Here is a 4,352-nt window from a genome sequence, read left to right as displayed (position 1 = left end):
GGCTTCATCTCGCTCCGCTCGATTCGCCACCCTCTCCCACAAGGGGAGAGGGTGCACTGCGCCGAGCGGCTTATCCCTTCACAATCCTCCGGCAATGCTCCCACGCCGCCTGCATCAAATTCTCGCTCGCCTCTGGCGTGCGGAAGGCCGAATGCGCCGACAGCGTCACGTTCGGCAGCTTCGTCAGCGGATGATCGGCGGGCAGCGGCTCGATGTTGAAGACGTCGAGCCCGGCGTGCCGGATCTGGCCGGATTTCAGCGCGTCGATCATAGCCTGCTCGTCGACGATGGCGCCGCGCGCGGTGTTGACGAGGATGACGCCGGGCTTCATCGCCTCGATGCAGGCGCGCGAGATCAGCCCGCGCGTCTCGTCGTTCAATAACAAATGGATCGAGACGACGTCGCTCTCGGTCAGGAGCTCGTCGAGATCGACGAATTCGACTTTCGGATGTTGTTTGGGCGACCGGTTCCAGGCGATGACACGCATGCCGCTGCCGAGCGCAATCCGCGCGACCTCGGCGGCGATGCCGCCAAAGCCGATCAGCCCGAGCGTCTTGCCGGTCAGCTGCATGCCGTCGTCGCGCAGCCAGTTGCCGGCGCGCATCTCGCGGTCCATCTCGGCGATGCCGCGCGCCGAAGCCCACATCAGCGCGATCGCGGCTTCCGCCACCGCGGTGTCGCCATAGCCCTTGATCAGGTGCACGGCGATTCCGAGCTCGGCGAGCGCTTCCGGGTTCATGTAGCTGCGCGCGCCGGTGCCGAGAAACACCACGTGCTTCAGTCCGGCGCAGTTTTTCGCGACATCGATAGGCAGCGCGGTGTGATCGACGATCGCGATCTCCGCGCCGTCCAGCACCTTTGGCAGCTGGTCCGGCGTGACGTCGGGATCGCGGTGGATCCGCACCCTGGGATCATCAGGCTTTTGCAGCCGCTCGAAGATCACGGCCAGCGATTCACTGGCGTCGACAAAAACCCCGCGCATGGCAGCCTCCGGCAATCGAGATGATGATCAGGACGCGACGCCGGCGAGCGCCAGCACGGTATGCATCAGGACGTTGGCGCCCGCCGCGCAATCGGCTTGCGTGGCGTCTTCCAGCTCGTTGTGGCTGACGCCGTCCTTGCAGGGCACGAATACCATCGCAGCCGGCATGATCGTATTGAGGTTGCAGGCATCGTGGCCGGCGCCCGAGGTGATGCGGCGGTGGGAATAGCCAAGCGTCCTGGCGGCATGTTCCACCGCGTCTACCAGTGTTGGATCGAAATCGGTCGGCGGCTTGCGCCAGACAAGGTCGAGCTGGACCTCGACCTTGCGGCCGGCCGCGATCTCGGCTACGGCGGCGCGCAAATCGCGATCGAGCGCGTCCATGATGGCGGCGTCGGCGCTGCGGCAATCCATCGTGAAGGCGATCTCGCCGGGGATGACATTGCGCGAAGGATTGGCGATCACGGCCTCGCCCACCGTGCCGACCGCCTTGGGGCCGTGATTGCCCGCGATGCGTTCCATCGCCAGCACGATTTCCGACAATGTCGCCAGCGCGTCGCGCCGCAGCCGCATCGGCGTGGTGCCGGCATGGCTTTCGAAGCCCACGATCCTGCCGTCGTACCACAGCACGCCTTGGCCGGAATCGACCACGCCGATGGTCTTGTGCTCGGCTTCGAGGATCGGGCCTTGCTCGATATGAAGTTCGACGAAGCCCGAGAATTTCTGGGTGCCGACCGGGCTCTTGCCGCGATAGCCGATGCGCTCGAGCGCTTCCGCGACGCTGACGCCGTCGGCGTCCTTGCGCGAAAGAATGTCATCCGTCGTGAAATCGCCGACATAGGCGGCCGAGGCCATCATCGCCGGCGCAAACCGCGAGCCTTCTTCGTTGGTCCAGTTGCAGATGCAGATCGGGGTCTCGGTTTCGATCCCGGCGTCGTTGAGCGTGCGCACCACTTCGAGCGCCGCCAGCGTGCCGAGCACGCCGTCGAATTTGCCGCCGGTCGGCTGGGTGTCGAGATGCGAGCCGAGCCCGACCGGGGGCTTCGACATGTCGCGCCCCCGGCGCAGGCCGAACATCGAACCGAGCGCATCGACATGGACCTCGAGGCCGGCTTCTTCGCACGCCTTGCGGAACCAGTCGCGCACCTGCTTGTCCTCGGGCCCGAGCGTCAGCCGCCGCACGCCACCCTTGGGGGTGGCGCCGAATTTCGCGGTCTCGTGGATCGTATCCCAAAGCCGGGCGGAATCGATCTGCAGGTTGGAGGCGATTTTGGTCATGGAGCCATTCCGGAAAACCTGGTGGTGCGCGTTGGTGGCTTGCATGGTAGAACTGTCCCGCACCACCTGTCGAGGCATGGAGCAGTGGGGATGAATATCGAGCTGGCGCGACGCGAGCAGGCCGACCTTCGCGGGCCGAGGGTACTTCCGAGCCTGCAGGCGCGCCTTGACTGCCGCGCCGGGATGGCGACCACCACGGCCGGCGTAGCCAACGGCTTCGTCCAGGGCAATCTTGCGATCCTGCCGGAGAAACTCGCGGCCTCATTTCATCGCTTCTGCCAGCTCAATCCAAAGCCGGTCCCGATCATCGGCATGTCCGATGTCGGCGATCCCCGCATCCCATCGCTCGGCCTCGACCTCGACATCCGTACCGACCTGCCGCGCTACCGGATCTGGCGCGACGGCGAGGTGGCGGAGGAGCCGACCGACATCATGGCGCACTGGCGCGACGATCTTGTCGCCTTCGTGCTCGGCTGCTCGTTTTCATTTGAAGAAGCGCTGATGGAGGATGGCCTGCCGATCCGTCATATCGAACACGGGGTACGGGTGCCGATGTATCGCACCAACATTGCCTGCGCCTCGGCAGGTCCGTTCGCAGGACCCATGGTGGTGTCGATGCGGCCATTCAGGCCGGCGGATGCGATCCGTGCGGTGCAGATCACCTCGCGCTTTCCGTCCGTGCATGGCGCCCCGGTGCATCTCGGCCATCCGCATTCGATCGGCATCGCCGATCTCGCAAAACCCGACTACGGCGATCCGGTGCCGGTGGAACAGGACGAGATTCCGGTGTTCTGGGCCTGCGGCGTCACCCCGCAGGCGGTGATCGCGGCCGCGAAACTGCCGTTCGCGATCACGCACGCGCCCGGATTGATGCTGGTGACGGACCTGCGGAACAGGCAACTTGCGGTGCTGTAAATCGTCATTGCCGTGCGCAAGGCGTATCTGGGGCTGTGATCCCTATGGTATTGCCGCATACGCAACCGTCATCCTGAGGTGCGCGCTCTTGCGCGCCTCGAAGGATGGGCCGCCAGCGCGAGTGGCCATCCTTCGAGGCTCGCCGAAGGGGCTCGCGCCTCAGGATGACGTAGGTGTGTGCGGCGAATGCTCCGGCAGCCCCAGCCCAAACGTCTTCGCCAGATCCGCCACCTGCTCTGGCGACAGATAGCGCGGGTTCAGCCCGCGCAGCAGCAGATACAGCTTTGCCGTTTCCTCCAGCTCCTCGATCGCGAACACGGCGGCTTCCAGCGTATCGCCTGACACCACCGGGCCGTGATTGGCGAGCAGCACCGAGGAATATTTCCCGGCCAGCCCCTTGATCGCATCCGCCACCGCCGGGTCGCCGGGCCGATAATACGGCACCAGCGCGGTTAGCCCGCATTTCATCAGGTAATAGGGCGTCATTGGCGGCAGTGCTGCTTGGGGGTCGATTTCGGGCAGCATCGACAGCGCCACCGAATGGGTGGAATGCAGATGCACCACTGCGCGGGCCGCGCCCCGCGTCTGGTAAAGCGCCGTATGCAGCGGCACTTCCTTGGTCGGCGGATCGCCGGAGATCAGCCAGCCATCGGCGGCGAGCCGCGACAGGCGCGCCGGGTCGAGCGCGCCGAGCGAGACGTTGGTCGGCGTCACCAGCCAGCCGCCGTCATCGCGTTTGACGCTGATATTGCCCGACGAGCCCGGCGTCAGCCCGCGCTCGAACAGCGAGCGGCCGAGCCGGCAGATTTCCTCGCGGATTTTCGTTTCACTCACGGACATATATTTGGCCGCATACCTGTTTCCCGCCTTGTCTCACGCTTTGGCAGCGCGGCCAAGCCGTGATACCCAGAAGCAAAGCCGCGGCCGGATCGCGGCCGCAAAAAGCCTTGGGGAACGCCGCATGCCTGAATCATCCAAACCGCCGATCGCCGTGATCGGGCTGGGCTCGATGGGGTTCGGCATGGCGACCTCGCTCAGGCGGGCAGGCTTTGACGTCACCGGCTGCGACGTTTCGGCCGACGCGGTGGCGCGCTTTGTCGCCGATGGCGGCAAGGGCGCCAAATCACCGGCGGAAGCCGCCAAAGGGGCCCACATCGTCGTCAGCGTGGTCGTCAAC

5 protein-coding genes are annotated in these 4,352 nt (G+C 65.6%); 2 read left to right on the top strand and 3 right to left on the bottom strand.

Annotated elements, in window-relative coordinates; all coding sequences use genetic code 11:
- Nucleotides 1-70: 70 nt before the first annotated feature.
- The gene (locus WCE35_RS19915) at nt 71-982 is read right to left on the bottom strand and encodes an NAD(P)-dependent oxidoreductase (protein WP_424595035.1); all 912 of its coding nucleotides are present in this window, start codon (nt 980-982) and stop codon (nt 71-73) included.
- A gap of 27 nt (nt 983-1,009) precedes the next feature.
- Entirely contained in the window at nt 1,010-2,260 is a 1,251-nt protein-coding gene (locus WCE35_RS19910) for a Zn-dependent hydrolase (RefSeq protein ID WP_424595034.1), read from the bottom strand.
- 90 nt (nt 2,261-2,350) lie between these two features.
- On the opposite strand from WCE35_RS19910, the gene WCE35_RS19905 reads away from it, so the two are divergent.
- Nucleotides 2,351-3,175, top strand: coding sequence for a putative hydro-lyase (locus WCE35_RS19905; protein WP_424595033.1), 825 nt, complete (start codon nt 2,351-2,353; stop codon nt 3,173-3,175).
- A 159-nt stretch (nt 3,176-3,334) separates the two neighbouring features.
- On the opposite strand, the gene WCE35_RS19900 is transcribed toward WCE35_RS19905, so the two are convergent.
- The gene (locus WCE35_RS19900; protein ID WP_424595032.1) at nt 3,335-4,009 is read right to left on the bottom strand and encodes an aldolase; all 675 of its coding nucleotides are present in this window, start codon (nt 4,007-4,009) and stop codon (nt 3,335-3,337) included.
- A gap of 127 nt (nt 4,010-4,136) precedes the next feature.
- On the opposite strand from WCE35_RS19900, the gene WCE35_RS19895 reads away from it, so the two are divergent.
- Nucleotides 4,137-4,352: NAD(P)-binding domain-containing protein (locus WCE35_RS19895; protein WP_424595031.1), on the top strand; the 216-nt coding region annotated here is incomplete at its 3' end.

Origin of the sequence: Bradyrhizobium sp. (assembly GCF_049691595.1) — a bacterium.
In the GTDB taxonomy this organism is placed as follows: Bacteria; Pseudomonadota; Alphaproteobacteria; order Rhizobiales; family Xanthobacteraceae; genus Bradyrhizobium.
This window is presented reverse-complemented; position numbering and strand designations above follow the sequence as displayed.

Excerpts from the sequence above, each read along its gene's own strand:
- WCE35_RS19915 (WP_424595035.1), bottom strand. The coding sequence starts at position 982 with ATGCGCGGGGTTTTTGTCGACGCCAGTGAATCGCTGGCCGTGATCTTC.
- WCE35_RS19910 (WP_424595034.1), bottom strand. The coding sequence starts at position 2,260 with ATGACCAAAATCGCCTCCAACCTGCAGATCGATTCCGCCCGGCTTTGG.
- WCE35_RS19905 (WP_424595033.1), top strand. The coding sequence starts at position 2,351 with ATGAATATCGAGCTGGCGCGACGCGAGCAGGCCGACCTTCGCGGGCCG.